The organism is Paenarthrobacter sp. CCNWLY172 (genome assembly GCF_037402035.1).
Classification (GTDB): Bacteria; Actinomycetota; Actinomycetes; order Actinomycetales; family Micrococcaceae; genus Arthrobacter.
Map to the genome: position 1 here is coordinate 31,303 of NZ_JBBEGB010000011.1, position 25,624 is coordinate 56,926.

General features: G+C 63.0%; 26 protein-coding genes. 7 read left to right on the forward strand and 19 right to left on the reverse strand.

The window, feature by feature from the left end; all coding sequences use genetic code 11:
* Positions 1-69: 69 nt before the first annotated feature.
* The 11 genes from WBN73_RS16825 to WBN73_RS16875 form a co-directional block, all read right to left on the reverse strand.
* A complete protein-coding gene (locus WBN73_RS16825) occupies positions 70-834 on the reverse strand; it encodes an SDR family NAD(P)-dependent oxidoreductase (RefSeq protein WP_337340864.1) in 765 nt (254 codons plus the stop codon).
* 20 nt (positions 835-854) lie between these two features.
* Entirely contained in the window at positions 855-1,844 is a 990-nt protein-coding gene (locus tag WBN73_RS16830; RefSeq protein WP_207596641.1) for a 3-hydroxyacyl-CoA dehydrogenase family protein, read from the reverse strand.
* A 2-nt stretch (positions 1,845-1,846) separates the two neighbouring features.
* Complete coding sequence (locus tag WBN73_RS16835) at positions 1,847-2,329, reverse strand: ribose-5-phosphate isomerase (protein ID WP_207596640.1); 483 nt, start codon at positions 2,327-2,329, stop codon at positions 1,847-1,849.
* Positions 2,326-4,086: a dihydroxyacetone kinase subunit DhaL gene (dhaL, locus tag WBN73_RS16840; RefSeq protein ID WP_337340865.1), complete on the reverse strand. Its 1,761-nt coding sequence runs from the start codon at positions 4,084-4,086 to the stop codon at positions 2,326-2,328. The genes WBN73_RS16835 and dhaL overlap by 4 nt, the downstream gene beginning before the upstream one ends.
* 4 nt (positions 4,087-4,090) lie before the next feature.
* Positions 4,091-5,092: a sugar phosphate isomerase/epimerase family protein gene (locus WBN73_RS16845; RefSeq protein WP_337340866.1), complete on the reverse strand. Its 1,002-nt coding sequence runs from the start codon at positions 5,090-5,092 to the stop codon at positions 4,091-4,093.
* A 180-nt stretch (positions 5,093-5,272) separates the two neighbouring features.
* Positions 5,273-5,971, reverse strand: a complete 699-nt coding sequence (locus WBN73_RS16850) for a GntR family transcriptional regulator (protein WP_207596637.1) — start codon at positions 5,969-5,971, stop codon at positions 5,273-5,275.
* A 156-nt stretch (positions 5,972-6,127) separates the two neighbouring features.
* Entirely contained in the window at positions 6,128-7,198 is a 1,071-nt protein-coding gene (locus WBN73_RS16855; protein WP_280627187.1) for an alkene reductase, read from the reverse strand.
* Positions 7,199-7,326: 128 nt separating this feature from the next.
* On the reverse strand, positions 7,327-7,917 hold the full coding sequence (locus WBN73_RS16860; protein WP_337455613.1) for an SIS domain-containing protein: 591 nt from the start codon (positions 7,915-7,917) through the stop codon (positions 7,327-7,329).
* 60 nt (positions 7,918-7,977) lie between these two features.
* Positions 7,978-8,487, reverse strand: a complete 510-nt coding sequence (locus tag WBN73_RS16865; protein WP_337340868.1) for a hypothetical protein — start codon at positions 8,485-8,487, stop codon at positions 7,978-7,980.
* A 109-nt stretch (positions 8,488-8,596) separates the two neighbouring features.
* The gene (locus tag WBN73_RS16870) at positions 8,597-9,019 is read right to left on the reverse strand and encodes a hypothetical protein (protein ID WP_337340914.1); all 423 of its coding nucleotides are present in this window, start codon (positions 9,017-9,019) and stop codon (positions 8,597-8,599) included.
* A gap of 91 nt (positions 9,020-9,110) precedes the next feature.
* Positions 9,111-9,314, reverse strand: a complete 204-nt coding sequence (locus tag WBN73_RS16875) for a hypothetical protein (protein WP_337340869.1) — start codon at positions 9,312-9,314, stop codon at positions 9,111-9,113.
* Positions 9,315-9,444: 130 nt separating this feature from the next.
* Here WBN73_RS16875 and WBN73_RS16880 point away from each other — a divergent pair, with 130 nt between their 5' ends.
* Positions 9,445-10,620 (forward strand): zinc-dependent alcohol dehydrogenase, encoded by a 1,176-nt coding sequence (locus tag WBN73_RS16880; RefSeq protein WP_280627182.1) that lies wholly within the window; start codon positions 9,445-9,447, stop codon positions 10,618-10,620.
* A gap of 18 nt (positions 10,621-10,638) precedes the next feature.
* On the opposite strand, the gene WBN73_RS16885 is transcribed toward WBN73_RS16880, so the two are convergent.
* Positions 10,639-11,625 carry an SDR family oxidoreductase gene (locus WBN73_RS16885; RefSeq protein ID WP_280627180.1) on the reverse strand — a complete coding sequence of 329 codons (987 nt, stop codon included), beginning with the start codon at positions 11,623-11,625 and terminating at the stop codon, positions 10,639-10,641.
* 107 nt (positions 11,626-11,732) lie between these two features.
* Between WBN73_RS16885 and WBN73_RS16890 the strand changes: the two genes are divergently transcribed.
* Entirely contained in the window at positions 11,733-11,918 is a 186-nt protein-coding gene (locus tag WBN73_RS16890; RefSeq protein WP_089593984.1) for a CsbD family protein, read from the forward strand.
* A gap of 159 nt (positions 11,919-12,077) precedes the next feature.
* Here the strand turns inward: WBN73_RS16890 and WBN73_RS16895 are convergent, their stop codons facing one another.
* Positions 12,078-13,805: a purine-cytosine permease family protein gene (locus WBN73_RS16895; RefSeq protein WP_337340870.1), complete on the reverse strand. Its 1,728-nt coding sequence runs from the start codon at positions 13,803-13,805 to the stop codon at positions 12,078-12,080.
* 195 nt (positions 13,806-14,000) lie between these two features.
* Here WBN73_RS16895 and bioB point away from each other — a divergent pair, with 195 nt between their 5' ends.
* The 4 genes from bioB (at position 14,001) to WBN73_RS16910 (ending at position 16,532) form a co-directional block, all read left to right on the forward strand.
* Positions 14,001-15,035: a biotin synthase BioB gene (gene bioB / locus WBN73_RS16900; protein ID WP_280627175.1), complete on the forward strand. Its 1,035-nt coding sequence runs from the start codon at positions 14,001-14,003 to the stop codon at positions 15,033-15,035.
* A complete protein-coding gene (gene bsaP, locus WBN73_RS21465; RefSeq protein WP_443193271.1) occupies positions 15,032-15,250 on the forward strand; it encodes a biotin synthase auxiliary protein BsaP in 219 nt (72 codons plus the stop codon). The genes bioB and bsaP overlap by 4 nt, the downstream gene beginning before the upstream one ends.
* Before the next feature lie 80 nt (positions 15,251-15,330).
* Positions 15,331-15,825, forward strand: coding sequence for a very short patch repair endonuclease (locus tag WBN73_RS16905; protein ID WP_207596627.1), 495 nt, complete (start codon positions 15,331-15,333; stop codon positions 15,823-15,825).
* A 326-nt stretch (positions 15,826-16,151) separates the two neighbouring features.
* On the forward strand, positions 16,152-16,532 hold the full coding sequence (locus WBN73_RS16910; RefSeq protein ID WP_337340871.1) for an Hpt domain-containing protein: 381 nt from the start codon (positions 16,152-16,154) through the stop codon (positions 16,530-16,532).
* A 60-nt stretch (positions 16,533-16,592) separates the two neighbouring features.
* Here the strand turns inward: WBN73_RS16910 and WBN73_RS16915 are convergent, their stop codons facing one another.
* Positions 16,593-17,336 (reverse strand): response regulator transcription factor, encoded by a 744-nt coding sequence (locus WBN73_RS16915; RefSeq protein ID WP_280627171.1) that lies wholly within the window; start codon positions 17,334-17,336, stop codon positions 16,593-16,595.
* Positions 17,337-17,435: 99 nt separating this feature from the next.
* Between WBN73_RS16915 and WBN73_RS16920 the strand changes: the two genes are divergently transcribed.
* Positions 17,436-19,106 carry a sensor histidine kinase gene (locus WBN73_RS16920; RefSeq protein WP_337340872.1) on the forward strand — a complete coding sequence of 557 codons (1,671 nt, stop codon included), beginning with the start codon at positions 17,436-17,438 and terminating at the stop codon, positions 19,104-19,106.
* A gap of 7 nt (positions 19,107-19,113) precedes the next feature.
* On the opposite strand, the gene WBN73_RS16925 is transcribed toward WBN73_RS16920, so the two are convergent.
* The 5 genes from WBN73_RS16925 to WBN73_RS16945 all read right to left on the reverse strand — a co-directional run bounded on the left by WBN73_RS16925 (position 19,114) and on the right by WBN73_RS16945 (position 25,623).
* The gene (locus WBN73_RS16925) at positions 19,114-19,353 is read right to left on the reverse strand and encodes a PLD nuclease N-terminal domain-containing protein (RefSeq protein WP_089593976.1); all 240 of its coding nucleotides are present in this window, start codon (positions 19,351-19,353) and stop codon (positions 19,114-19,116) included.
* 36 nt (positions 19,354-19,389) lie between these two features.
* Positions 19,390-20,598: a 5-methylcytosine restriction system specificity protein McrC gene (locus WBN73_RS16930; protein ID WP_337340915.1), complete on the reverse strand. Its 1,209-nt coding sequence runs from the start codon at positions 20,596-20,598 to the stop codon at positions 19,390-19,392.
* A gap of 91 nt (positions 20,599-20,689) precedes the next feature.
* A complete protein-coding gene (locus WBN73_RS16935) occupies positions 20,690-22,924 on the reverse strand; it encodes an McrB family protein (protein WP_207596623.1) in 2,235 nt (744 codons plus the stop codon).
* A 73-nt stretch (positions 22,925-22,997) separates the two neighbouring features.
* Positions 22,998-23,543 carry a DUF1349 domain-containing protein gene (locus tag WBN73_RS16940; protein ID WP_242703543.1) on the reverse strand — a complete coding sequence of 182 codons (546 nt, stop codon included), beginning with the start codon at positions 23,541-23,543 and terminating at the stop codon, positions 22,998-23,000.
* A 145-nt stretch (positions 23,544-23,688) separates the two neighbouring features.
* On the reverse strand, positions 23,689-25,623 hold the full coding sequence (locus WBN73_RS16945) for a DUF5107 domain-containing protein (protein WP_337340873.1): 1,935 nt from the start codon (positions 25,621-25,623) through the stop codon (positions 23,689-23,691).
* Position 25,624: the final 1 nt, after the last annotated feature.

Sequence of the window (25,624 nt, forward strand, 5' to 3'; positions counted from 1 at the left end):
CACGGCGCAGGCAAGGACGCCCACGGCAAGGTAGATCTTGCGTTCTCGAGTCCAGGTCCGCATGAGGGCCTAGTGCATGTACAGTCCGCCATCCACATTCAGCGTCTGGCCGGAGATGTATCCGGAGTCCTCGCTGATGAGGAAGGCGATAGCGGCTGCGATGTCACGGGTGGAGCCCACGCGGTTCACCACAAGGTCCTTGGTGAGTTCATCCTTGCGTTCCTGGCTCAGCGTGCCACCCATGATGTCGGTGTCGATGGGGCCCGGAGAAATGGCGTTGACGGTGATGTCGTATTCGCCGAGCTCCCTGGCCGTTGCGCGGGTCAGGCCAATGACGCCGGCCTTGGCCACGGAGTACGGGGTCTTGGAGAACGTGCCGCCGCCGCGTTGAGCGGACACGGAGGAAATGTTCACGATGCGGCCGATGCGGTTCTTGACCATGGACTCGGCCACACGGCGGGTGGCGTAGTGGACGCCGTTGAGGTTGATGTTCAGGACCCGGTCCCACTCGGCAGGTTCGAGTTCCAGATAGCCAACAGGCGAGCTGACTCCGGCAACGTTGGCCAGCGCGACAATCTGCGGCAGTTCCTTTTCAAGCTCGTCAATGGCGGCGCGGACCTCGGCTTCGCTGGCCACGTTGGCACCAACGCCATAGGCCTGGACGCCATATTCGGCGGCGATTTCTTTGGCTGCGATCTTGCATGCGGCGTCATCAAGGTCGATGATGCCGATGTTCCACCCTTGGGCAGCCAGGTAATTCACGGTGGCACGGCCGATGCCGCGCTCGGAAACGGCGCCGGTGACAATTGCTGTGCGTTCTGCGGGGAAAGTCATAGGTCTTCTCCTGAAAGGTCTTAGTTGATGGGGGCGGGGCCGAGCTCTTCAATGAGCTTCTGCATGGCCACGTAGGCCTTGTTGCGGTAGGCGATGAGTTCCGGAGTGCGTTCGGCGGGAACATTGAGGAAGCCTGCACCGGTCTTGGTGCCCAATTTGCCTGCGTCCACCAGGTCCGAAAGGATCTTCGGCGTCGCGAAGCGTTCCGGGAAGCCGGTCTGCAGCGACTTGTAGCAGAAGTTGTACACATCCAAACCGGCCATATCCGCGATGGCGAACGGGCCGAAGAAGGGCAAGCGGAAGCCGAACGTCGTACGCACCAGCGTGTCGACGTCGTCCGCTGTAGCGATTCCCTGCTCCACCAACTGCGCGGCTTCGTGGAACAGCGCGTACTGCAGACGGTTCAGCACGAAGCCGGTGACGTCCTTGACGACGGCGGTCTGCTTACCGGCCGCGTGGACCAGCTCGCGGGACGCGGCAACCGTTGCGGCATCCGTGCCGGCGTGCGGGATGATCTCGACGCCGGGAATGAACGGTGACGGGTTGGAGAAGTGCACACCCAGGAACCGCTCCGGGTTGGTGACGGCTTCTGCCAGTGCGCCAATGGAAATCGTGGAGGTGTTGGAACCGATCAGGGCGTCCGGGCGGGCAGCGGCACTGATGCGGGCGAGGGTTTGGTGCTTGATGTCCAGGACCTCAGGAACGCACTCCTCAATGAAATCTGCGTCCGCAACGGCCTCTTCGATATCCTTGGCTGCCCACAGATTCTGCTTGAGGATCTCCGTGGACCCTGCCGGAAAGAGCCCGTCGGCGATGAACTGCTCCGACTCCTCCAGCAGGCGGTCGTAGTTCTTCTGCGCGACCTCGGCAGAGACATCGGCCAGGGCAACACGTGCCCCGCCAAGAGCCAGCACCTGGGCGATGCCGCCACCCATGTAGCCGGAGCCGACGACGGCGATCTTCCGGGCTGCGTTGTCGGCTGTAGCTTCGGTTGTCTCGGGAGTGGTCATGATCAGACTGCCTTCGTGTAGTCGGGCTCGTACGAGCAGATGGCGTCCACCTTGGCGGCGGAGGAGGAGGTGTGGTCGAAGCGGTGGCCCAGCCACTCCCCTACGAGCTTTTTGGCCAGTTCCAGGCCAATCACCCGCTGGCCGAGCGTGAGGACCTGTGCGTTGTTGCTCAGGACGGACCTTTCCACGGAGTAGCTGTCGTGGGCAGTGACGGCGCGGATTCCGGGGACCTTGTTGGCCGCGATGGCCACACCGAGGCCCGTTCCGCAGATCAACAGTGCACGGTCGGCTTCGCCTTCGGCCACTTTGCGGGCGGCGTCAACGGCGACGTGCGGGTACGCGGTGGAGTCGTTGAAACCAACGCCGACGTCCGTCACTGTTGCCACGCGGGGATCCGCTTCCAGCAACGCCAGGAGTGCCTGCTTGTATTCGACTCCGGCTTCGTCATTGCCGACGACGATGCGCCAGCCTTCGGTGTTGTTCATGCTTGGGCTCCGTTCCCGGCCGACCGCTGCCCCGTGGGGGCAGCCGAGGCCAGTTGTGAATCGATGAATTGCGAGATCCTGGCGGCGATCAGCCCGAAGGAGACCGCCCCTGGATCGGGATGGCCAAGGCTCTTTTCCGCGAGCGGGCGTGCCCTGCCCTTGAGCGGGCGCAGATCCGCGGTTGTGGCGGCAGCGGACTCAGCAGCCGCAGCGGCAACTGCCAGCGCCCGGTCAACGGGAGCCCCGCCGTCGAGCTCTGTCAGGAAGGCGTCCCGGAAGGGCAGGAGCGCGTCCACCATGGTCTTGTCCCCAGGCTCTGCCTTGCCGAGCTCGGTGATGGCGCGGACGAACGCCTGTACAGCGGCCCCTGCGTCCTCCGATGTGTACGTTTCGCGGTTCCCGAGCGACAACCCGGCGGCGATGACCGCTGAGCCCCACAGGGCTCCCGAGGTTCCGCCGGCGCGCTCACTCCAGGCCTCGCCGGCTGCGGTCAGGACCCGCGCCGCGGATCCACCGCTCACAGCTTCCCCAGCCGCAGCTGCAGCGTCGACGCCGCGGCGCATGCCAATGCCATGGTCGCCATCGCCGGCGATCGCGTCCAGCTTGCCGAGTTCCTCTTCATGCTCGACGACGACGTCCCTCACCTGCGCGAGGACGGCCACGGCCAACTGCCCAAGGTCAGCCGCAGCGGCGGTGGGCTGTTCGACGTCGGCGGATTCGGCGTCGTCGGCTGCGATGCCAGCACGGGGCGCGCGGGGCGCCATGCTGCCCTTGCGAAACGCCGGAGTGTCCGCGGGTGCGGCCCAGAACTGCTCAAGCTCTTCGTCCAGCCACAGCAGCGTCAGCGACAGTCCGGACATGTCCAGGCTGGTTACCAGCTCGCCGCACTCGGGTTCAACAACGGTGAGTCCCGCGGCCGTGAGCAGCTTTTCCACCTTGCCGAACAGCAGGAAGAGTTCGTCGTACTTCACCGTTCCCAAGCCGTTGACGATAGCCACCACACGGTCCCCGGCGTCCTCGGGCTTGTCGTTGAGAAGCTTCGACACAAGGAGTTCGGCCAGCTCGGATGCTGTGGGCATGGTGTGCTCGGAAATGCCGGGCTCGCCATGAATGCCCAGGCCGAGCGACATCTGCCCGGCAGGCACATGGAACAGCGGATCCTTGGCACCGGGAAGCGTGCAGCCGTCAAAGGCCACTCCCAGGGAACGGGTCCGATGGTTCGTCTTGATGGCCAAGCGTTCGACGCCGTCAAGGTCCAGTCCCGCCTCGGCCGCGGCGCCGGCAATCTTGAAGACGGTGAGGTCGCCGGCAATGCCCCTGCGCTTGTCGAGTTGGTCGATCGGCGCGCTGGCGATGTCGTCAGTGACGGTGACTGTCCGCGTTTCGATGCCCTCGGCGTTGAGGCGGAGCTGCGCCTGGCCGAAGTGCAGGACGTCCCCTGCGTAGTTGCCGTAGCTGAGCAGGACGCCACCGCCGGCGTTGGCAGCCTTGGCCACCCGATACACCTGGCCTGCCGCCGGCGACGCGAACATGTTGCCGCACGCCGAACCAGTGGCAAGTCCGGGTCCGACGAGTCCAGCGAAGGCCGGGTAGTGCCCGGAACCGCCGCCGACCACCAGGGCGACCTGGCCGTTGGGGACTTCGGTGGAGCGGACAACGCCACCGTCAACGCGGGCGACGTAGCCGCGATTGGCCGCTACGAAGCCGTCCAGCGCTTCATCGGCAAAATCTGCCGGGTTGTCAAAAATCCGGGTCATCTTCCTACACTCCTGCGAGCTGCGTTGCCGGTACCTGGCGTCCTTGGGCCACCTGGCTCTTGCCGAGTTCATAGCCTGCGGTCTTCGGCAGGACGTGGCGGCGGAGGTAATCCTGGTTGCTGGCCGTGACGCTGAGACCGTCGCCACCGTAGTGCTCAGTGCAGAGGATGCCCTGGAACCCGACGGACAGCGCGAACTTGAAGGCCTCGCGGTAGTTGATGAGACCGCTCTCCATCGGCGCCGGCATGGTGATGTAGCTGTCGCGCGCCACATCTTCGTCCCGGAGGTAATTCTTCATGTGCCAGTAGTTGGAGTACGGCAGGGTCTTTGCCACCATCTCGTGCCAGTCCTCGATGGGCCGGTGGAGGCGGATCAGGTTCCCGAGGTCCGGGTTCAGGCCGACGTTGTCCAAGCCAATGTCCTGGACCAGCTGAACCGAGGAATCAGCAGTTCCGAGGTAGGTGTCCTCGTACATTTCCAGCGAAATCAGCACCCCCGCCTCTGCTGCGTGCTGACCGAGCTCGCGAAGGCGGGAGACGGCGTTGCCCCATGCTTCCTTGTCCCCCACCGGATCCTTATAACCCTCAACGGTCCAGAACCAGAGCTGTTTCTGCTGCTCTGGGGTGATGGCTTGGTGAAGCCCGAAGGACACCACTTCACAGCCAAGCTCGGCAGCGGCGTCGATGGTGCGGTGGCTGTAGGCGAGGTTGTTTGCCCAGTCCTTTGCGTGGATGATGCTGCGGCGGATAGCGGAGATGACGGGAACCCCGATGCCAACCTCGTCGGCGGTTTGCTTGAACTCGGCCAGCCGGTCCTTGCTGAGGTCGCCAGGACGAACCCAGCTGTCGGTGAGGTCCGCGTTGGCGAAACCGGCGTCCTTCACTTCCTGGAGGACTGCCGCCCAAACGGAAGCATCGGCGTCGTTGACGTGGTTTCCCGAAGCGTCGGTGCCGGGGAACTGCAGGAGGGCCGCCGTAATGGGCCAGTCCTTGGCGGTGTACGCCATAGTGATCACTCCTTCGTGGAATCCTGTTTCCTATAGGATTTACGAACCAAGCAAGACTGTCAACCCTTTTGCGAAACTTCCTAGATCCTATATGTCATACATTTAACTGTGAAGGGGGTCACGAAACCCAGCAGGAAGGGCCCGCCGGCAATGGCCAGCGGACCCTCGTTGGTCCGTGAGCTAGTCCTCCGGAGCGTCAGCCATGGCCCTGCCACGAACCTTTTCGACGTGGTCGATCATCATCTTCGCGGCCTTGTCCGGATCGCCGCTGGCCATGGCGTCGAGTACGGCCTGGTGTTCGGCGATCGCCTGCTCGGCGTCGGTGATGCCCACTCCCCCGAACAGTCGGAACCGCTGGATCTGCCCACCCAGGGTGTTGTAGGCCGCGAGCAGGAACTGGTTGTTTGCCTGCGCGGCGATGAGTTGGTGAAAACGTTCGTCGGCCTCGAGATAGCTGCGGTACTCGGCAAAAGTTCCGCCCCGGGGTGCAGTCTTCAGGTCTTCGACGGCCTGCTTCAGGGCATCCAACCCCTCCGGCGTCATGCGCGAACACGCCAATTTTGCATTGACGGGTTCAATGGAGAGCCTGGCTTCCATCAGTTCCGCGAAGTCTTCGCGGGTAAACACGGGGGCAACCCTGTAGCCCTTGAGCGCCACCCGCCGGACCATGCCTGTGTGCTCCAACCGGGCCAAGGCTTCTCTCACGGGAGTCGGCGAGACGTCCAGTTCACGAGCCATCCCGTCGATGCTCACTGCCGCCCCCGGTTCCAAACGGCCGTCCATGAGCCACTCGAGGAGGGCTTCGTAGACGTGGTCGGCCAGCACTTGGCGGCTGACGGGAAAGCCAGCGCGGGCACCGGCCGGGGAAGGATCAGACATGCCACAAATCCTATAGGAAGCCGCGCTCGGGACCGGGCACGTGATCCTGTCACCTTCCCTCACCAGCTGCCAGTCAGTGGGGTGGCCACAGGTTAAACCACGACGTCGGCACTCACGTGAGTGCCGACGTCGTGGTTTTACTGGGGGCGCTGGGCTTTAGTTCGCGTAGAACGGGTAGTCCGTGTAGCCCTCGGCGCCGTCGGCGTAGAAGGTGGAGGCGTCCGGCTCGTTGAGCGGCAGGCTCTCGCGCCAGCGGCGGGCAAGGTCCGGGTTGGCGATGGCGGGGCGGCCCACCACCACAGCGTCCGCGAGGCCGTCTTCGATAATGGCGAAGGCTTCATCGCGGGTCGTGATTTCGCTGAAGCCGGTGTTCACCAGGAACGTTCCGTTGAACCGTTCGCGAAGATCCTGGACCAAAGCACTCTTGGGGTCGTGGTGCAGGATGCTCAGGTAAGCAAGGTTGAGCGGGGCGATGGTGTCCACCAAAACCTCGTAGGTTGCCCGAACGTCAGCGGGATCGGTTTCAGCGATTCCCTGCACATTGTGCTCCGGAGAAATCCGGATGCCGACGCGGTTGGCACCGAGGGCTTCGACCACGGCATTGACCGTCTCGATCACGAAACGGGCGCGGTTCTCCGGGGAGCCGCCGTAGCTGTCTGTGCGGACGTTCGAGTTCGGTGCAAGGAATTCGTGCAGCAGGTAACCGTTGGCGGAGTGGAGCTCGACGCCGTCGAATCCTGCCTCAATGGCGTTCTTGGACGCTGTGACGATTTCCTGAATGACGCCCGGAAGTTCGTCAGTGCGGAGTTCACGCGGTACGGGGTACGGCTGCTTGCCATTGGGGGTGCGGACATCACCTTCGATGGCAACAGCGCTGGGGCCTACGATCTCGTGCCCACCGGTGATGTCAGCATGGGAAACGCGGCCTCCGTGCATGACCTGCGCGAAGATGCGGCCACCCTCAGCGTGCACGGCGTCGGTGACTGTCTTCCAGCCGGCGATCTGAGCCTCGGTGACGAGCCCTGGCTGTCCCGGGTAGGACTGACCGGCCGGAACCGGGTAGGTTCCCTCGCTGACGATCAGCCCCAGGGAAGCCCGCTGGCGGTAGTGCTCGGCGATCAACGGACCCGGCACGCCGTTCTGACCCGCGCGAAGACGCGTCAAGGGCGCCATCACCAGTCGGTTGGAAAGTTCAAGCTCGCCGAGGGCCAGAGGGGAAAACAGCATGCGCAGTTCCTTTCAGAATGAAACAGGTTCACTCTGCGCAACTGCATGGCGTCTGCAACTATTCCAAACGAGGTGCAGATCACACACCGGGCTGGCCTTCTCCGCCACCCGGCCCAGTCAGTCCGGGGTCACGCCGGCTTGACGTGCTTCAGTGCATCATCAAAGCATTCGCAGAGAGCCAACACCGCCACCAGATGCGCTTCCTCGGCGTGTGGCGGATCGGTGTTGATGCATATTGCTTCATTGACCGACTGCGCGAGCTCCTTGGACTCCTTACCCGTCAGGGCCCACACGATCGCACCACCCGATTTTGCGGCGGCAGCAGCGTCGCAGAGCTCGTCGGTGATTCCCTTGGCAGCCAGCAGCACCACGATGTCTCCACGCCGCACCTGTTCAGAGAGCTGGGCACTGATGCTTGGGGTAGTCCCGTTGGAGCCACTGGCGCCCTTGGGAATGTAGATCGCTTTGAAGCCGGACCCGTCTCCGTGGTCGTGAGCCGCGAGTTCCGAGGTGAACCTCTGCGCCTCGTGTGAGGATCCGTCGCTGCCTGCGGCGAAGACCGTTCCACCGCGCAGCCTGACTAGCGCCAGTTGTTCGCCCCATTCGGCCAGCCTGGACGATTCGCGGCGCAGGGCCGCAACGGCCGGTCCGATCTCGCCCAAGTGTCCCAGAACCACATCTACCGCATGCCGCGTCGCCTTCGACTCAGTCGACCGCACAGCCTCACCTGTTCGCCTCACCACGATGCTCACTTCCCGCCCTCCGTTTCTCCTGTGAAACTACAAGTTCCTGTCACCTTCGTGTGGGGTTCGTTCGCGCGTGGCGCCGTCGCGGCCACTCCGGTCCCGAGTCAGACGTTCGCCTTCAACTGCGGCCGGGCTGCCCTCGTCGGCCCGGCGATCCGGGTCATGAGAGCGATCCGAGTCCTGCGAGCGATCTGCGTCAGTCGAGCGATCCTGCCCGGTATTGGGGTCCAACTTGTCTGCGTGCCGCAGGTGTTCCTCTACCCGCCCATGAGCCTCGTTGGCCTTCTCCGCGTGGCGTTCCGCTTCCTGCCGGAGCCGATTGGCTTCGACCTCTGCCTGCAGCGCATTGGCCTCTGCCTGGGCCGATTCGGCCTTGGCTTGGTGGGCTCCGATGGCTTCTTCCGCGGCCTTCTCGCGAAGTTCCGCTGCTCGGTGGCGGTTGACCTCGGCCTTCTTCCGACGTCCGATGACGACCGCGACGATCACAGCGGCGATGACGACGACGGCCACCACGATGATGAGAACCAGCTGTCCTGTATCCATGCGGATTACCTCCCTGGTGAGCGGCTTCTATGGGCGCCGCTCGTAGCCCACGCTGTGGTTGCTGCTTGGGACGTACCCAGTTCAGGGCGCCCCCAAACGATGCCCGCCTTCATGCCGGCAGCTCCATCCGGAAGCCGCACCGGCACTCGATGACGCGCGTTTTCAAGTACACCTCGAGGAGGCCGTCCTCAACGACTTCCGTGGTCATGGGTGCATAGACGCTTCGAGCTGAGGATTTGGTGAACTGCATTGGTTCACCGCAATGGAAGTACTGTCCGCCAAATTGCAGCAGTCCCGACGCCGACCCGTTGCGGTTGAGGACCGCGGCCACGTCGTGGAAGGCAGCGTTGTGGGCGTACGGGACTTCACAGGCCAGGCAACTATAAGACACCCGGACCATCAAGTCGCCGGTATGCGGCTCAAGGGATTCGATGGTTTCCAGATCCAAGTGATCGTCGGACCGGCATTGACGGCACTGGAGGGGTTCGGCGTGGGGACGGGTTGCGTCGCCTGGAACCAGAGGGTTTTTCATCGATGACAACGCAGACACTCCTCGGTCAACTCTGCCCGAAACTCTCCCTTGCCCACCATGTTAACACTACTGGTCAGATTACTTACTAGTTTTAGCTTCCCGTCGCTTCGGGATGCTCCCTGGCTCGCTTCTCCACCGGGGATTCGCCGCTTTCATCAGGGATAAAGGTGGGGTCCACTTCCGTGGTGAAGTCATCGTTTCCGGCGGCACTTTTGTCATGCTCGACGCCGGCAGGCACCGTGGGTTTGGAGGCTTCAGAGGGCGCAACTTCAGCTTCGTTCGGTTCTTCGCTCATAGCCTCAATCTAGGCTCGGCCGCGAACAGTGTCGAGGGCGGCCGGCCTTGTGCGCCGATGCCATCTCTGATTCGCTGGGGTGGTCTCCTGCAGCGCGGGACACCTCCAGCCGAAAGCAGGGAGAGTAATTGTGAAAGCAGTGACATGGCAAGGCCGGCGCTCACTCAGCGTTGAAGACGTCCCCGATCCCAGCATCCAAGAGCCTACGGATGCGATTGTCCGGATCACCTCCACCGCGATTTGCGGCTCGGACCTCCACCTTTACGAAGTGCTCGGCCCGTACATGCACAAGGGCGATGTCATCGGCCACGAGCCGATGGGAATCGTCGAAGAAGTGGGCCCGGGTGTCCACCGGCTCAAGAAGGGCGACCGTGTTGTGGTGCCCTTCAACATCTCCTGCGGGCGCTGTTACATGTGCAACCAAGGCTTGCAGTCGCAGTGCGAGACCACCCAGGTCAAGGAGAAGGGATCCGGGGCGGCCCTCTTTGGCTACTCAGAGCTCTACGGTTCCGTTCCCGGTGGCCAGGCCCAGTTCCTCCGCGTTCCCTATGCCGACTACGGCCCCATCAAAGTGGAGTCGGGCGCCCCGGATGAGCGCTACCTCTTCCTCTCGGACATCCTTCCCACGGCCTGGCAGGCAGTGGACTACGCGAACGTTCCGGAAGGTGGCACCCTCGCGGTGCTCGGACTGGGTCCCGTGGGCCAGTTTGCTGCGAGGATCGGGGCCTACAAGGGCTTCCGGGTGATCGGCGTTGATCCGGTTGCTGAACGCCGCGCGATGGCGGAGGCCCACGGCATTGAAACCATGGATTACAGCTCAGACGTGGCCGGCCGGATCCGCGAACAAACACTGGGTCGCGGCCCGGATTCCGTGGTGGATGCTGTGGGCATGGAGGCCCATGGATCCCCTGTGGCGTCCTTCCTTCACAAGGCGGTTTCCCTGCTGCCGGACAAACCCGCGCAGATTGCCATGGAAACCATGAGCGTCGATCGGCTCGCTGCACTGCATACAGCCGTGGATCTGGTGCGTCGTGGCGGGACGATCTCGCTGAGCGGGGTCTACGGCGGGCAGGCGGACCCGATGCCCCTGATGACTATGTTCGACAAGCAGATCCAACTCCGCATGGGGCAATGCAATGTGCGCCGCTGGACTGACGATCTGCTTCCCTTGGTGGAGGACGACGCCGATCCGCTGGGCGTCATGCATCTGGTCACCCACACGGGAGGACTGGATGAAGCACCGGCGCTCTACGAGAAGTTCCAGAAGAAGCAGGACGGATGCATCAAGGTGGTCCTCAAGCCATAATGACGCTCAGACAAACCACTAGGCGAGGTGTTTGCCACCGGTGACCCCGATGACCGATCCGGAGATATAACTGGAATCTTCGCTGGCCAGAAGGACATAGGTCCCGGCAAGTTCGGCAGGCTGCCCTGCGCGCCCCAAGGGGGTGTCCTGGCCAAACTCTTGGATCTTTTCCGCGGGCTGGGTGGGCGGCTGCAGTGGCGTCCACACGGGACCCGGCGCTACTGCATTGACGCGGATCCCCTGAGGACCCAGTGACTCTGCCAACGAAAAGGTCATGCTGTTGATGGCTGCTTTCGTCGCTGCGTAGTCGATGAGTGATGGGCTTGGATGGTAGCCCTGGACGGACGAGGTGTTGATGATCGCGGCGCCGGGCTTCAAATGCGGCAGTGCTGCCTTGGTGAGCCAGAACAGCGCATAAACGTTGGTTTTGAAGGTTTGATCGAACTGTTCGGTGCTGAGGTCTTCGATCCCCCGGCTCGTGGTCATCTGGAACCCGGCGTTGTTCACAAGCACATTGAGCCCACCGAATTCGGCAACGGTTTGGGCAATGACTTCCTGGCAGAACTCTTCGTCCCGCAAGTCACCAGGTAGCGCGAGCGCCCTGCTGCCGGCGTCTTCGATCAGCTGGACAGTATGCTCGGCGTCCTGCTCTTCTTCAGGCAGGTAGGTGAAAGCGACGTCCGCACCTTCACGGGCAAAAGCAATCGCTACGGCTTTACCGATCCCGCTGTCGCCGCCCGTAATCAGGGTCCGGCGGCCCAGCATCCGGCTGTGCCCCACGTAGCTTTGTTCGCCGTGATCGGGGCGGGGAGTCATGGCCTCGGTCCAGCCCGGATAATCCTGGGTTTGTGGCTCGAACCCTTCGGACGGGTATTTGGTACGGGGATCCGATGCTTCGTCCTCCGGATCGTAGGATTCGGAGACCACATTGTTAACCAGGGCCATGGCGATGTCCTCGTCCAGGTCCGTTTGCTCCGTCTGTTCGTTCAGGATCTCCTCAGCCATGATCTCAGTGTAAGCATCCTGACTATCTTGGAAGTCGTTCAGGAAGTACCCAGAATTGCTCGCTAGCCTAGCAATCGTCAACGTTGGATTACATCGAAGGAGGGCCCATGGGACTCGGAGACAAGATCAGCAACAAGGCACAGGAAGTTTCGGGCAAGGCGAAGGAAGCCTTGGGAGACGCCACCAACAACGAGAAACTGCAGGCCGAGGGTGTCGCTGACCAAGCGGCCGCCAAGACCAAGCAGGCTGGCGAGAACGTCAAGGACGCCGCGAAGGACGCCTTCGACAAGTAAGCCTCACAGCAGCAATACACAGCACGAAAACACACAGCGCAACGCCCCGGCTCCCTTGATGGAAGCCGGGGCGTTTCGCGTGGGCCCAAGTAGGTAACAGCACACGCTCCAATGAGCACTCAATAGAGCAGGTGCTGTTACTTAGTTGGGTTGGGAGGGCTATTTCTGGGCCGGGAGCACCAACTCGCCTGACTTATCCGTGGACAAGGCGAGGGACGAGATGTACTGGGGTTCGCCGTCGGGCCCATCCTGACCCGACCGGAGCATGTCCGGGCGTTCGAATTCAAGACCGGTGACGTGGCAGAGGAGTTTCTGGTCGCTGGGGTTGCCGTCGGCGTCGAACATCGGGAGGTCAATGCCGTCGTCGGTGCGCCGCAGGTAGTAGCGTCCCTTGGTGGCCAGAGCCAGCAAGGGCGGCAGGATCAGCGCCAGGCCCACTGCGAAGATCGGCGAGAACGGCTGGACACCGGAACCAAAGGCCCCGAAGAACACTGCGATGGAAACCCCGGCAGAGACCAGCATGGACACGAAGCCCACGGGGTTCACGGCGTAGAGCATCCCGCGACGGAACTCCGGAACCTTGGGTGAAATCTTCAGCAGGTACTTGTTGATGGCGATGTCAGAGGCAACAGTGACCACCCAGGCCATGGCGCAGTTGGCGTAGAAGCCCAGGATCGTGTTGAGGAACTCGAACATGTTCGACTCCATCAGGATCAGCGCGATGACCAGGTTCACCACCACAAACACCATGCGCCCCGGGTAGGTCTTGGTGACGCGCGTGAAGGAGTTTGTCCAAGCCAGCGAGCCGGAGTAAGCGTTGGTGACGTTGATCTTGATCTGGGAAATGACGACGAGCACCACGGCCAGGGTCATCGCGAGCCACGCCGGCATCATTTCTTCGTAGACGCCCAGGAACTGGTGGACCGGTTCATTCGCGGTAGATGCCGCTGCGGGGTCGAGCTTGGCGATGAGGTAGATGGCAATGAACAGGCCGATGATCTGCTTGATGGCGCCGAAGATGACCCAGCCCGGTCCGGCGAGGATCACTGCGCGCCACCAGGCGCCCTTGTTTTCGGCGGTCTTGGGCGGCATGAAGCGAAGGTAGTCGATCTGCTCAGCGATCTGCGCCATCAGGGACAGGCAGACGCCCGCAGCCAGCATTACCGAAGCCAGGTTGGGACCACCTTCGCCGGATGCTCCGGTGAAAGCGAAGAACGCGTCGATGCTTTCGGGGTGGGACAGCAGCAGGTAGCCCACTGGGACCACCATGAGCAGCAGCCAAAGCGGCGTTGTCCACACCTGCAACGTAGCGAGCGTCTTCATCCCATAGATCACCAGCGGGATGATGATGATGGTGGACACGGCGTAGCCGATCCACTGCGGAATGCCCAGGCCCAATTGCAGGCCCTGGGCCATGATGGAGCCTTCGAGGGCGAAGAAGATGAACGTGAAGGTGGCGAAGATAATGTTCGTGACCACCGAACCGTAGTAGCCAAAACCCGAGCCGCGGGTGATCAAGTCCAAATCGATGTTGTACCGGGCTGCGTAGTACGCCAACGGGAACCCCGTGGCGAAGATGATCACCGCGGCCACGATGATGCCGAAGATGGCGTTCACCGTTCCGTAGGCGATGCCGATGTTCGCGCCAATGGAGAAGTCGGCCAGGTAGGCAATGCCACCCAGCGCACTTGTGGCCACCACACCGGCACTCCACTTCCGGTAGGAACGCGGGGCGAACCGGAGCGTGTAGTCCTCCAGGCTCTCCTTGGCCGCACTCATGGCATCGGCGTTGCCTGGAGCCGTTGAAACGGAGCCGCCGATTCCGACGGCGGTGCTTGCCGCCGTCGTCGGCTCCAGTGTTGCGGTACTCGTCTTGTCGTCGCTCATGCGTGGTCGCTTTCGTCCGGGGAGGGTGCCTCGTCCCCGACGCTAGTCACGCAGCGCGTCAATTCAGTCACGTGCATGTTTCACAGCTGTAACTTCTGCACCAGCCGCCCCGGACAGTCACCTCCAAAATCCACTACGTCAGTTTGTACGCACCCCACAAAATCGCCCTTCACCAGCGCGGATACCGTCAAGGACATGACCACGCAAGCACCCCAAGAAGCCCCTGAATCCACTGACTACGGCATCCTGGACACCGCCCGGGAGCAGGTCCTCGAACGCGGCGAAGGCCTGACCGAGGCCCAGCTCATCGAGATCCTGGAGCTACCGGATGAGGCAATCCCCGCAGCCCTGCAACTTGCCCACGAGGTTCGGCTCAAGCACTGCGGCGAGGACGTGGAGGTGGAAGGGATCATCTCCATCAAGACCGGGGGCTGCCCGGAAGACTGCCATTTTTGCAGCCAGTCCGGGCTGTTCGACTCCCCCGTCCGCGGAGTCTGGTTGGACATCCCGGAGCTGGTCAAGGCCGCCAAGGAAACCGCAGCCACGGGGGCCACGGAGTTCTGCATCGTCGCAGCCGTCCGCGGGCCTGACATCAAGCTCATGAACCAGATCAAATTCGCGATCGACCGCATCAATGAAGCCGTGGACATCAACATCGCCTGCTCGCTGGGCATGCTCACGCAGCGGCAAGTAGACCAGTTGGCCGAGTGGGGCGTCCACCGCTACAACCACAACCTGGAAACCGCGCGCAGCTACTTCCCCGAGGTAGTTACCACCCACAGCTATGAGGAACGCCTGGAAACCTGCGCCATGGTCAAGGCGGCCGGCATGGAACTGTGCTGCGGTGCCTTGATCGGCATGGGTGAGTCGTTGGCGCAGCGCGCTGAACTTGCCGCCCAACTCGCAGCCCTTGAACCCCATGAAGTCCCGCTGAACTTTCTCAACCCACGCCCCGGTACACCCCTGGAAAACCAGGGAATCATGGACGGCAAAGATGCCCTCCGGGCCATCGCCGCGTTCCGGCTGGCCATGCCCCGCACCGTTCTTCGTTATGCGGGCGGCCGCGAACTGACCCTCGGCGACCTCGGCACACGGGAGGGCCTGCTCGGCGGAATCAACGCGGTCATCGTAGGCAACTACCTCACCACACTGGGCCGCCCCGCCAACGCCGACCTGAACCTGTTGGTGGAGCTCAACATGCCCATCAAGGAATTCCAGAAGTCGCTGTGACCACGGCGTTTAGCCAGCAGTACTGCGGCCACTGCGGCGGTGGGGGCGACGGCAACGGTGACAGCCCGACGTCGGACGCCCACGATGGCTGCCAACAGCGCCTGACGATGGAGCCACCGCGCTTTTGCCCGCAATGCCGCCGCCGCATGAAAGTCCAGGTCACCCCGTTGGGCTGGACCGCAGAGTGCTCCAGGCACGGGAGGCTCGCGTCATGAACTCGCGGCTGAAGCGCGACCGGTGCCATGGTGCCGGCATCCTGCGGACAGCGGTGGCGGAGCCTGGGTAGGCTCGGATCATGGGCGAGAGCCGGGACCTCCTGACGCCGGAGCAGCGCAGCCGCAACATGTCCAGAATCCGCGGCAAGAACACCAAGCCGGAGCTGCTGGTCCGCAGATTGCTGCATGCGAAAGGTTACCGGTACCGGCTGCACGGACAGGCCGGAACGGCAAAGCTTCCCGGGCGACCAGACCTGGTGTTCGCGGGCCGGCGAAAAGTCATCTTCGTCAACGGCTGTTTCTGGCATTTCCATACGTGCCGCGTAGGGCAGCATGCGCCTGCGGCCAATGCGGAGTTCTGGGAAACCAAGCGGACCCGGACCCGCGAGCGCGACGCCCTGCAACGGGAGCAACTAGCCGACAGCGGCTGGGACGTGCTGACGGTGTGGGAGTGCGAACTGAAGGACCAATCGGTTCTCGAAGACAGGCTCACACAGTTTCTGGAGGGCGGTCTGCAGGCCCCTCCGGCTACGGGGCGGAAGTGGGCGGTGCAGAGCTTGCGGTCTGGTCGGTGACGGTGGTGCGGGTGCCCTGTTCCCATAATGCGTAGGCGGCGGTCCCGCCAATGCCCAGAAGGACGGTCATGCACAAAACGATGGTGACCATCAAGCCAGGTGATGGACGAGGACTGCTGTTCATGCTTTTCCCGATCCTTGATTCAAGCCTGGAATCCCCCAGATCCGTGATCTTGCCTCTGCTGTCCTACTCTGGGGGGCGGCAATCAAGACTCCCTCTGAGTCCGCTCAAGATTGGATCAAGCTTTCGTTTTCTGGCGCTTCCGCCGTTCCACGGGTCCTACTGTTGAATCGTGAATCTATTGTTTGGAGGCGGGAGGAGTCAGGTGTCTGAGTACGACGAGTGCACTGACTCCCTGGTAGATCGGACCGTCCTCACCGAGCTCCAGGCGGAGCTCGGCGGAGACCATGCCATCATCAGCGCCTTCGTCCGCAACTACGTAGCCTTGCTGCCTTGGCGGGTGTCCCGGCTCCATAGGGCTTTGGAGAACCTGGACATGGAAGACGCCATGGACGCGGTCCTCAGCCTGAAGACCTCCAGTCACATGGTGGGTGCCATCTGCATAAACCGCTTGGCTACGGAGCTGGAGATCAGCCTCAGGCTCCTGCCCAATGCGGACCATCTTAACGAGCTCGGGCCCCAGGTTGTGGAAATCGAACAGTTTGTCTTCGGCACCATTACGGAGCTGGAAACGCCGATCCTCTGAGCATGCCCGAGGACCCCGCCCGTAACCACCCGGTGATCGCGGCGGAGCCCCAGCGCGTTGCTAGTTGTTGCTTGAGGAGGGCGCGAGTCGGTATCCGACGCCGCGGACTGTCTCCAGCCAGCGGGGGGCCTGGATGCTGTCGCCAAGTTTCTTGCGCAGGTTGCCCATGTGCACCTCGACGGCGCGTTCGTCGGCGTCGCTGACGTAACTTCCGACGTCGTACGGTTCGTTGCGGAGGCGACGGGCCAGGTCTGCCTTGGTCCGGACGATCCGGCCGGTTTCCAGCAGCGCGAGCAGGAGGTCGAATTCGGTCCGGGTGAGTTTCAGCTCCGCTCCGTTCAGAACGGCGGTGCGGGAACCTGCAGAGACGGCCAGGCCGTTGTGGCTCACCTCGGGGTCAACTTCTTCAACAACGTTCTTAGTGTCCGACGACGCGCGGGGCCTTCGCATCATGGCCTCAACACGGGCGCGCAGTTCGCGGGGACGGAACGGCTTGGTGAGGTAATCGTCACCACCGGCCTCCAGCCCCATGAGGGTATCGAGTTCCTCGGCGCGGGCGGTCAGCATGATGATGTAGGCATCGGAGGACTTGCGGATCTGGCGGGCAACCTCAAAGCCGTCAATATCCGGGAGGCCGAGATCCAGCGTAATGACATCCGGATTCAGTTCACGTGCCGACGTCACACCAGCAGAACCGGTGGACGCAGTGTGAACATCGAACCCTGCCTGGGATAGGACAACCCTTACCAGCTCGCGAATATCCTGGTCATCTTCAATGACCAGCCCCACACGTACTTCACTCATCGCTGCCCCTCAGCCCCTTCGATAACCTCAGAAGTATATCCATTATGGTTAGGCTGATCTTATGAACCGACTTTCTTCTGCATCCGTGGTGGATGTGCCATGACCCACCCTTCGACGTGGGACATCGGTGAAAAGAAGAAACTGTTGGTTTTTCAGCGCTCGTTCCACGAACATACCCTGCGGATGCGGGTTGTCCTCAGCCAACTGCCGTTGTCTGTCTGTGTTTGTCTTTCGGCCATCCTGGTCTGGCTGTTTTTCCCGGCAACGCTGGAGAATCCATACTTCCTGATATTCCTGCTGAGCCAGGCATTCCTCCTTGCCGCATGCGTCATTGTCCCGTGGCACCGGTTACCCTTCCCCAGCTTCCTCGTCATCCCTGTCCTTGACATGGTTTCCATAGCCTTCGGACGTGAAGGTGGACAAGAAGCACTCACTGGCCTCAGCGTTTTGGTGGTTCTGCCTGTCATCTGGCTCTGCGCGTCGGGCCTCTATCCAAAGCTGGCCATAGTCCTGTCATTCCTCGGGCCCTTGGCTATCGTGTGGGTTCCCGTGTTTGTCAAGGGTGACATCACCGAACAGGCGCTCACCAAGCCGTTGCTCTTCCCCATCCTGATCCTGGGAATCGGGGTGTCCGTCAGCGTCCTGACCTTGAGCATGGTGCGACAGCAGCGCGCCTTGGAGGAAAAGGACGAGGCCCTCAAAGAAGCCTTGGAGGTCAGCACCAAGCAGGAACGGCTCCTGAATACCGTGATGGAAGCACTGCCGCTGGGAGTAGTAGCGGTCGACGGCGAGGGACACGACATCCTCATGAACCGCCGCCAACGCCAAACCCACGTGTTGGCCACTCCTACCGATATCGACGATCCCAACGAGTCCCAGTTGCTGGTCTTCGACATCGACAGGACCACGCCGCTGGACGCGGACCGGCGGCCCGTCAGACGCGCCGTTCTGGGCGAGCGGTTCACCGATCAGTTGGTCTGGCTCGGTGCCGGAGAGGGTCAACGCGCCTTCACCGCCAGTGCCCGGCCCATGGTGGACGACGCTGGAAAGTTCACGGGATCGGTGGTGGTGTTCAGCGACGTCACAGACCTGATGAACGCCTTGGCGGCCAAGGACGACTTTGTTTCCAACGTCTCCCACGAGTTCAGGACCCCGTTGACGTCCATCCTGGGCTACGTGGAGTTGATCTTGGACGATCCCGACGCCCTCGATGTCCGGTCCCGTCAACAACTCGACATCGTCAGGCGCAACGCCGAGCGGCTCCTCACTCTTGTTTCCGACCTCCTGGCCGTGCGCTCAGGCCAGATCGTCATCCAGCCACACGCCGTTGATGTGGCTGAGCTGGTGCGAGGCAGCGTGAGCTCCGCGGAACCCCGGGCAGCCAAAGCAGGTATCCGCCTCTCGGTGGACCTTCCCGATGCCCTGGAAGCCCACGTCGATTCCTCACGCATTGCGCAGGTACTGGACAACCTTGTGTCCAATGCGATCAAGTACTCACCCGACGGCGGCGACGTGGAAGTGGCAGCGTGGGAGGACGAGGACTTTGTGTTCTGCCGCGTCACTGACACGGGCATGGGCATGAACGAAGAGGAACAGGCGGAAGCTTTCACCAAGTTCTTCCGGGCCGGCGGGGTTCGCAAGAGCGCCATACCCGGTGTCGGGCTGGGGCTGCCCATCAGCAAGGCAATCGTCGAAGCCCACGGCGGCACCATCACGCTGGAGAGCGAGCCGGGCCGCGGCACCACGTTTACGGTGAAAGTGCCCGCCTGAGCCCTTCTTAGTTCTTCAAACCCGCTGCATCACGTCGGCGGCCGAACAGGAAGTAGCTGACCGGGCCGAAGAAGTTGATGAACGACACCGCGCGCCAGACAGCCTTCTTGCCCCTGATATCTGAATCCGGGGTCTTGGCTATGCTGCGCTGCGCGGCCACCAATAGAGCCAGGTTCAGGGCTCCGCTGGCCAGAACCGAGATGCGTTGGCCCTTGCTCATGTCACGCCAGGATTTCTTGCCGGCCATGGTGCCTCCTAATCGCCGAACGGTTTACCTCTCAGGCTAGTCCGACGCCGACCGACCCGCCACAGCCTGGCGTACTACTTCACCCCAGGACTGTTCAGCGAGGTCAGCCACCGCAGCCAGAATTTCCGAGGGCGGCAGCGACAGGTCCAACGGGTACTCCACGATGTCGATATCCGTGTTCAGGATGCGCCGCAGCTTCACTTCCCCTGCACCGGCGTAGACCAACCACGCTGTGGGAACCCGGAGCGCCGTGCAGTACGCCAGCAACTGGTAATGATCGGCACTGAGCGAGGCACCGGCGTCGGAAGCTGCCTTGTATTTGGAGTCGTAAACCACCACCGGACGGCCGCCCAGGAAATGGACGGCGTCGGGGCGGACTGTCAGTCGGTCCGAGTCATTCACGGCCTCGTTGAGCAGCGCACCGTACTGGAGCCGCATCTCACCCGGGTGGGCGCTCATGGCAGCGCGCAAGGCAGCACCTACGAATTCCTCAAACACCTGGCCCATATCCACCACGAAGGACGCGGTCTGTTGCTTGCCTTCACCGGCCTCGGCAGAGGCATTGCGGAGGATTACCTCGGACAGGCGCAGCACAGCGTGGTATCTGAGGTTCATCCGGCTGGCCCGCCACGCCGGCAGCGGCGCACCGGGCTGAAGCCGGGTGACGGCGTCGAGCTTTCCTTTGAGCTGCCGCAAGCGGCTCAGGACGTCGGGCCGGACACCGGGAACCTTACCCATCCTTTCCAAGGCAGCCCGGAGGATGCGGTTCTCAGCGATGTCCTCGGTGAATTCGTCGTAGGAGACTTCCAGCGGCACCATCATTCCGGGCCGGCGCGAGATCTGGTCAGAGATCCGGATCCGGCCTTTCACGGTCCGCAGTGACTCTTCCACTGTCAGGTAGCCCTGCAGGACGCCGCGGCTGAGGGCCCTGTCCGCCAACTGAGCCAGCGATTCCGACAGGGCACTCCACAAATCCGGGTGTTCCACGGCCTCCACTGAATGGTCCCGGAAGCCCTGTTCACCGGCGTAGCTGAGCAGGAACAGCAACCGGCTCAGGCCAAGGCGATCCTTGGGCCGGACTTCCAACTGCACCGCGGCAGTCCGCACCGAACCCACTTTGCCCACCGGCTCAATCCGGTACAGGCCCATGCCCATGGGCGAGGTCTTCGCCAGGCCGCTGGTATTGATGAATGCCGCCGACTGGGGGTCGAGCTTATCCACCACGCCTCCGGAGAGCTCGTCCAGGACGATGTGCCGGGGGCCCGCGGTGACCCGGCCCGCGCTGGTGACCCGGGCGGCGCTGGCGGGCGCCCGGCCCGGCCGCGGCGGGATGGCCTTAGCGGGCTGCAAGACGTCCCAGCAGCTGGTCCAGGCCGAAGCGCTCCTCCAGCTGTGCCCGGTTCAGTTGCCCGTGGTAGTGCTCTTCCAACAGCGGCATGAGCTCGTATTTCCAGATCCGGCGCAGGCCCGTGGGGTTCTGGGCGGCGTTCTTCATGAAATACGACGGCCCGATCATCAGGTCCCGGTCCCAGTCGTCAATCGCGTCGTTGAGCGCATCCAGCAGGTCCGCGTTGAGCGTGTCCAGCCCCCGCGCTTCTAGGAACCGGCGCAACGTGCCGCGTATCGGTTCCTCCTTGGGGTGCAGCTCGATGAACGCGAAACGGCGGCGGATGGCCGCATCCATCATGGCGATGGAACGGTCAGCGGTGTTCATGGTGCCGATGATGTAGAGGTTGTCAGGCAAGCTGAACGGCTCATTGGGGCTGTATTGCAGGTAAATCCGGTCGTCCCGGTACTCAAGCAGGAAGTACAGCTCACCGAAAACCTTGGCCAGGTTGGCGCGGTTCATTTCGTCGATGATGAGGAAGTACGGCTTATGCGCGTTTTCCGGTTTGGCGGCTTCCTCCGCGAGCCGGCGCAAGGGTCCCGCCACGAGCTTGAAGGAGACCTGGCCGTCGTCGGTCTTGTCCGGGCGGTAGCCCTCGAAGAAGTCCTCGTAGGCATACGACGGGTGGAACTGGACCAGCTTCACCCGTTCATCGGTGTGATCGCCCGCGAGCTCGGCGGCAAGGTGTTTGGCGAGGTACGTCTTACCGGTTCCCGGAGGACCATAGAGAACCAACTGCCGGTTCTCCTCCAGCAGCTCCGCGATCTCCTCGAGGGGTTCGAGGTCCATGTGCAGGGACGCTGCAAACTCTTCGGTCAGGGGCCGGAAACCTTGTTGGACAACCTCGACGACGGCGGTGGGCGGGGCCTCGTCCTCGCCGTCGGTTTCGGCTTCTACCGGGAGCAGTTCCTGCAGGGCCTGGATGACCCTGGTGACATCCACCAGGATCCCGGGTGTGGACAGTTGACGCTGGGCATGCCGCGGAAGTTCGGGGATGGCGTAACTGTCATCGAACCAGCGGACCTTGCGGCGGATGCGGCGGTTGTCCTCGTGGTGTTCGGGCTCGCCCAGGACAACGCCAACACGGACCCTGCCCGCATGCTGGTAGAGCGTGAGATCGCCCGGTTTCATCACCGTCAGGAAGGCAAAGACGGCGGTCTTGGTATCCTCGCGTTCCACATAGCCAAGGTGTTTGTAGTCCTCGTCCACGGCGTGCTGGACCACGCCTGCAGTAACGCCTGCCGTCAGGGTCCGCAGGTGTTCCACATCCAAGGTGGCCTTCTCTTCGGCTACCCAGGCAGCCAAGAGGTCCGCATTATCGTGATGGGTGCGCAGGAGCCAGGAGCGACGACCTGGATCTCCCACTTTGCGCCATTGGCTCACCAGTTGGCGGGCGTACCAGTCGATGCGCTGCCCGGCTTGTTCGTCCAGGTGCAGGCGGATGCGGTGGATATCCGCAGTGATGTCCTCGTCCGAGTCACCCTTGGCTCCGCCCACGAGCGAAGCAAAGGCGTCCCGGATCTCCTGGCGTTCTACATCGGCCACCACGGGCTCAAAATAACTGGGCCACACCAGGTACTCGATGCTGCGGCGCAGGGCAGGTTGGTCTTCGGGTGTTGCGGCTGCGAGTTCGTGGAACTTCAGCGGGTCCTCAAGAGCCTGATTGATGGTGGCTGTGCTCTGGCGGTCCACGTGGGCCACAAAGCGGCACAGCCACTTCAAGTGATCCCAGATGGTCCAGTTGAACTCCGCCGTACGGTCACGGATGACTCCATGGTCCGTCATGCCCTCGTAGAGTTCTTCAGGCAGCTCAATGGCCGGCTCAACCCAGGACGCGGCCTCGGCAACACGGGCACGCTTCACCCTGAGGGACTTGACCTCGTGCGCGAGCGGCAGCGACTGCAGGAACAGCAATTCCACAGCCAGCAACTTGGCCTCACGCGACGCGCCTTCCAGGTTCTGCCGAAGATTGGTCATCATGGGAGCTTTGGAATCTTCCACCCCACGCTCAAGCCGTTCCAGCAGCTCACCGGCGGCATCAGCTGTCCACGTCAGTGTCCGGCCGTCCAGCGCCGAAGGTCTCCCCTGCAGCGCCGGACCGAGCACATACCAGGCCGCGTCCTCGATCTCCTTGGAGACTCCGGGGGCGCGGTCAATGGCAGGTTTCACGGAGGGAATCACCATGCCAACTTACCTTGTTTGGTTTACCCAAGCATCTGGATATCCACAGGCAGCCGCTCCACCCGTTTGACCCGGGCTAACTTCCGTCGCGCAAATCTGCCGGAGGTTCTTCCGTCCATTCGATGGCGTCAAAACGCGCCTCGCAGCTCTCTCCCATGGGCGCCTGCGACATGAACCCGACGTGCACGGGTTTGTCCGAATCCAACCTGAACAGGCGGACAAAGGACCATTCCCTGCCATCGGCTGATGAGTGGAACGCCCACGCTGGACCAACCCTGCTGACCCGCAAATAGATCCAAGGCGCCGTAACCAGCGGGCCGTTGGAATCGTCGGAATATCCGTTGGTGACCACGCTGACCACCATGGCTTCCCCTTGCGGCGAGTACTCGAAGCAGAGCTTGGCCCAATGATCGCTGTCCGCCCACAACGTCAACACGCCGGCGTCGAACGTTGTCCTGGGCGAGGCCACCAGAACCCGGGCCGAGAGCGAGAAAGCCGCCGGCGCCCTGAAGCCCAGCGCCGTGGCCGCATGCTGCGGCTCCCCGCCCAGGGAATCGTTGGTCCAATCGACGCCGGGAGCTGCCGTGAGCGTCAGCGTTCCCTCCGCCTCGTCGTAGCTCACGTGTCCAGGCGAAGACGTCCACTCCATCTGCGGCAGTCCTGGTATTTCGGGGATCAATCCGTGCTCCGTTCGTCGTCGCTGATTCGTCCAGAACACGCTTTCAGACATTGACCCGGATGTGCGGGAGGCCACACCGGGGCAGGGGTCAGTGCATCCCGAATTGGTAAGGAGCCGGAACAGGCTCGTCCGGGCAGACTTCTTCCCACAGGGCCGCGATGGCGTCTTCACCTTCACGTAGGTCCGGAATCTCCACGCCCTCACGCAGGATCGCGGCCGCCTCCCCCGAATTTCCGGTTCGTGCAAGCGCCAAGGCCCTCAGGAACCGCAAACGTCCGACGCCGGTCCCCTCCTTGGGTGCCGATGCACTCAGTTCCAGCGCCATGGCCGGGTCACCGTGCCGGATGCTGAGAGTGACGGCTTCGGTCAGCAAGGCTGCGTTTGAAGGGTCGCTGTCCACGCCGTTCCTGAGCTCGGCGAGCCCTTCCGTGTCCTGGCCGCCGGCGAGCAGCGCCAATCCCAGCCCACGATGTGCGAGCGCCTTTGTCCCCGGCGTGGCGTCCGTGGCCAGCACCTCGCTGTAGGCAGCCTTCGCACCCTCCAGGTCCTGCCGGGCGTGCCTCATGGTGGCCAGATGCAGTTTCGCGCCAGGGCTGTCCTGCCGTGCCAGCAACTCCTCCCAGTCCGCCCCGGCGACGAAGCTGGGCGCGCCGTCGAACGCTTTTCCTTGCAGTAGCCCAAGCCAGGGCTCCTGCTCCCCTGTGACGCTCTCATCCACGAAAGGGGTTCCGGTCTCATCGATCCACGCCCTGCCTGTTTTCAGGCGGCGCGCACGCTCTGCCACGCCCCAGCCGCTGCCGTGCAGCAGCATTGTCGACGGTGGGACGTTGGCGTCGGCAATGGCTGCGGGAAGCATCGCTTCGAGTACGTCGTGCGGCAGAAGCTGCTCCAAACGTTCGCCGGCGTGTGCCACCGCGGCGTCCCAGTCGGTGCCATGCGACGCGTCCGGATCCAGATGCCCGTTCCCGTACGCCTCTACCCACGCCCACTCCGCGCCGGCTGGCATCACCAGGTGTTCAAACTGCGTCTGGGCCAACCCAGCCTGGATCTCGGCATAAGGCCCGGCACCGGGGCTCAACCACTCCTGCCACCGTTTCCCACCTTGGCCCTGGCCCCACACGAAGAGCTTCTTTCCCCTCAGGAGGTCCGTTGACAGCATCGCCAGCCCATCGCCGTCGTCGTCTGCGGCCACAACCCAACGCCGCTCGGAGGGGTCGATGTCGAAGAAAAAGTCAGCCGCGTGCGGGCTGTTGACCAGCCACGTGCCGTCATAGCCTTCGTGGCTGGTGGGCCGGACGCGGGTGATGTCCGTGGTGTAGTCGCTGCCGTAGGCTTCGCCCGCCGGCGCGATCACGCGGGTGCCGGCCGTTTCCGGGATGGCGGCGTTGCTCCACCAATACATGGGAACGTCATGGTCGTTGGGGTTCCGCAGCCGGACGGCGGCGAACAAAACGGCTGAGTCTTCCGGCAACCAGATGTCCACTTGGAACACCACTTCCCGCAGCCGTTCGAACTCCCACATCCGCAGGATGTGCTTCCCGCCCGGGGTGTGCACGATCCCGGTGTGCAGCGGATCGCAACTTGTGGGCGAATGGCCGCGGGTACCGATGTTCCATTCCAGCCCGCCCGCGAACCACGCCTTGCGCAGCGCGATGTTGGCCAGCTGCGGGGCGTCGTGGGTGTGGAGGAGCTGTTTGCCCGTCGCTTTGTCCAGCAGCTCCCAGATGCGCCCGCCCAGGGACGGGAGGACTGTCACCTTGAGCTTGCTGTTTTCAAGCACGACGGCGGGGACCTCCCGGGGTGCCGCGTCGCGGCTGTACCCGTCCTGCATGAGATACGGGTAGACGTTGGGCACCACACCATAGCGGGCCGACGCCTGGAGTTCCTCCGGGACGCCTTCGCCCACGGTGTAGGGCTGGTCAAGCTCGGCGGCTACCACGGGCAACGGGTTGAGCGGACCGAGCTCGGCCATGGTCAGGGTAATGGTGGTGACGGTGAGGTTCGAGCTGGTAGTGGTGGCCACG

What these genes read in the sequence shown, in the direction of transcription:
- WBN73_RS16845 (WP_337340866.1), bottom strand. Translation starts at nt 5,092, where the DNA reads ATGGCGTACACCGCCAAGGACTGGCCCATTACGGCGGCCCTCCTGCAG.
- WBN73_RS16915 (WP_280627171.1), bottom strand. Translation starts at nt 17,336, where the DNA reads ATGAGTGAAGTACGTGTGGGGCTGGTCATTGAAGATGACCAGGATATT.
- WBN73_RS16835 (WP_207596640.1), bottom strand. Translation starts at nt 2,329, where the DNA reads ATGAACAACACCGAAGGCTGGCGCATCGTCGTCGGCAATGACGAAGCC.
- WBN73_RS16925 (WP_089593976.1), bottom strand. Translation starts at nt 19,353, where the DNA reads ATGGCCGGCAAGAAATCCTGGCGTGACATGAGCAAGGGCCAACGCATC.
- WBN73_RS16825 (WP_337340864.1), bottom strand. Translation starts at nt 834, where the DNA reads ATGACTTTCCCCGCAGAACGCACAGCAATTGTCACCGGCGCCGTTTCC.
- dhaL (WP_337340865.1), bottom strand. Translation starts at nt 4,086, where the DNA reads ATGACCCGGATTTTTGACAACCCGGCAGATTTTGCCGATGAAGCGCTG.
- WBN73_RS16830 (WP_207596641.1), bottom strand. Translation starts at nt 1,844, where the DNA reads ATGACCACTCCCGAGACAACCGAAGCTACAGCCGACAACGCAGCCCGG.
- WBN73_RS16895 (WP_337340870.1), bottom strand. Translation starts at nt 13,805, where the DNA reads ATGAGCGACGACAAGACGAGTACCGCAACACTGGAGCCGACGACGGCG.
- WBN73_RS16905 (WP_207596627.1), top strand. Translation starts at nt 15,331, where the DNA reads ATGGGCGAGAGCCGGGACCTCCTGACGCCGGAGCAGCGCAGCCGCAAC.
- bioB (WP_280627175.1), top strand. Translation starts at nt 14,001, where the DNA reads ATGACCACGCAAGCACCCCAAGAAGCCCCTGAATCCACTGACTACGGC.
- WBN73_RS16855 (WP_280627187.1), bottom strand. Translation starts at nt 7,198, where the DNA reads ATGCTGTTTTCCCCTCTGGCCCTCGGCGAGCTTGAACTTTCCAACCGA.
- WBN73_RS16865 (WP_337340868.1), bottom strand. Translation starts at nt 8,487, where the DNA reads ATGGATACAGGACAGCTGGTTCTCATCATCGTGGTGGCCGTCGTCGTC.
- WBN73_RS16875 (WP_337340869.1), bottom strand. Translation starts at nt 9,314, where the DNA reads ATGAGCGAAGAACCGAACGAAGCTGAAGTTGCGCCCTCTGAAGCCTCC.
- WBN73_RS16935 (WP_207596623.1), bottom strand. Translation starts at nt 22,924, where the DNA reads ATGGTGATTCCCTCCGTGAAACCTGCCATTGACCGCGCCCCCGGAGTC.
- WBN73_RS16850 (WP_207596637.1), bottom strand. Translation starts at nt 5,971, where the DNA reads ATGTCTGATCCTTCCCCGGCCGGTGCCCGCGCTGGCTTTCCCGTCAGC.
- WBN73_RS16885 (WP_280627180.1), bottom strand. Translation starts at nt 11,625, where the DNA reads ATGGCTGAGGAGATCCTGAACGAACAGACGGAGCAAACGGACCTGGAC.
- WBN73_RS16920 (WP_337340872.1), top strand. Translation starts at nt 17,436, where the DNA reads ATGACCCACCCTTCGACGTGGGACATCGGTGAAAAGAAGAAACTGTTG.
- WBN73_RS16890 (WP_089593984.1), top strand. Translation starts at nt 11,733, where the DNA reads ATGGGACTCGGAGACAAGATCAGCAACAAGGCACAGGAAGTTTCGGGC.
- WBN73_RS16870 (WP_337340914.1), bottom strand. Translation starts at nt 9,019, where the DNA reads ATGAAAAACCCTCTGGTTCCAGGCGACGCAACCCGTCCCCACGCCGAA.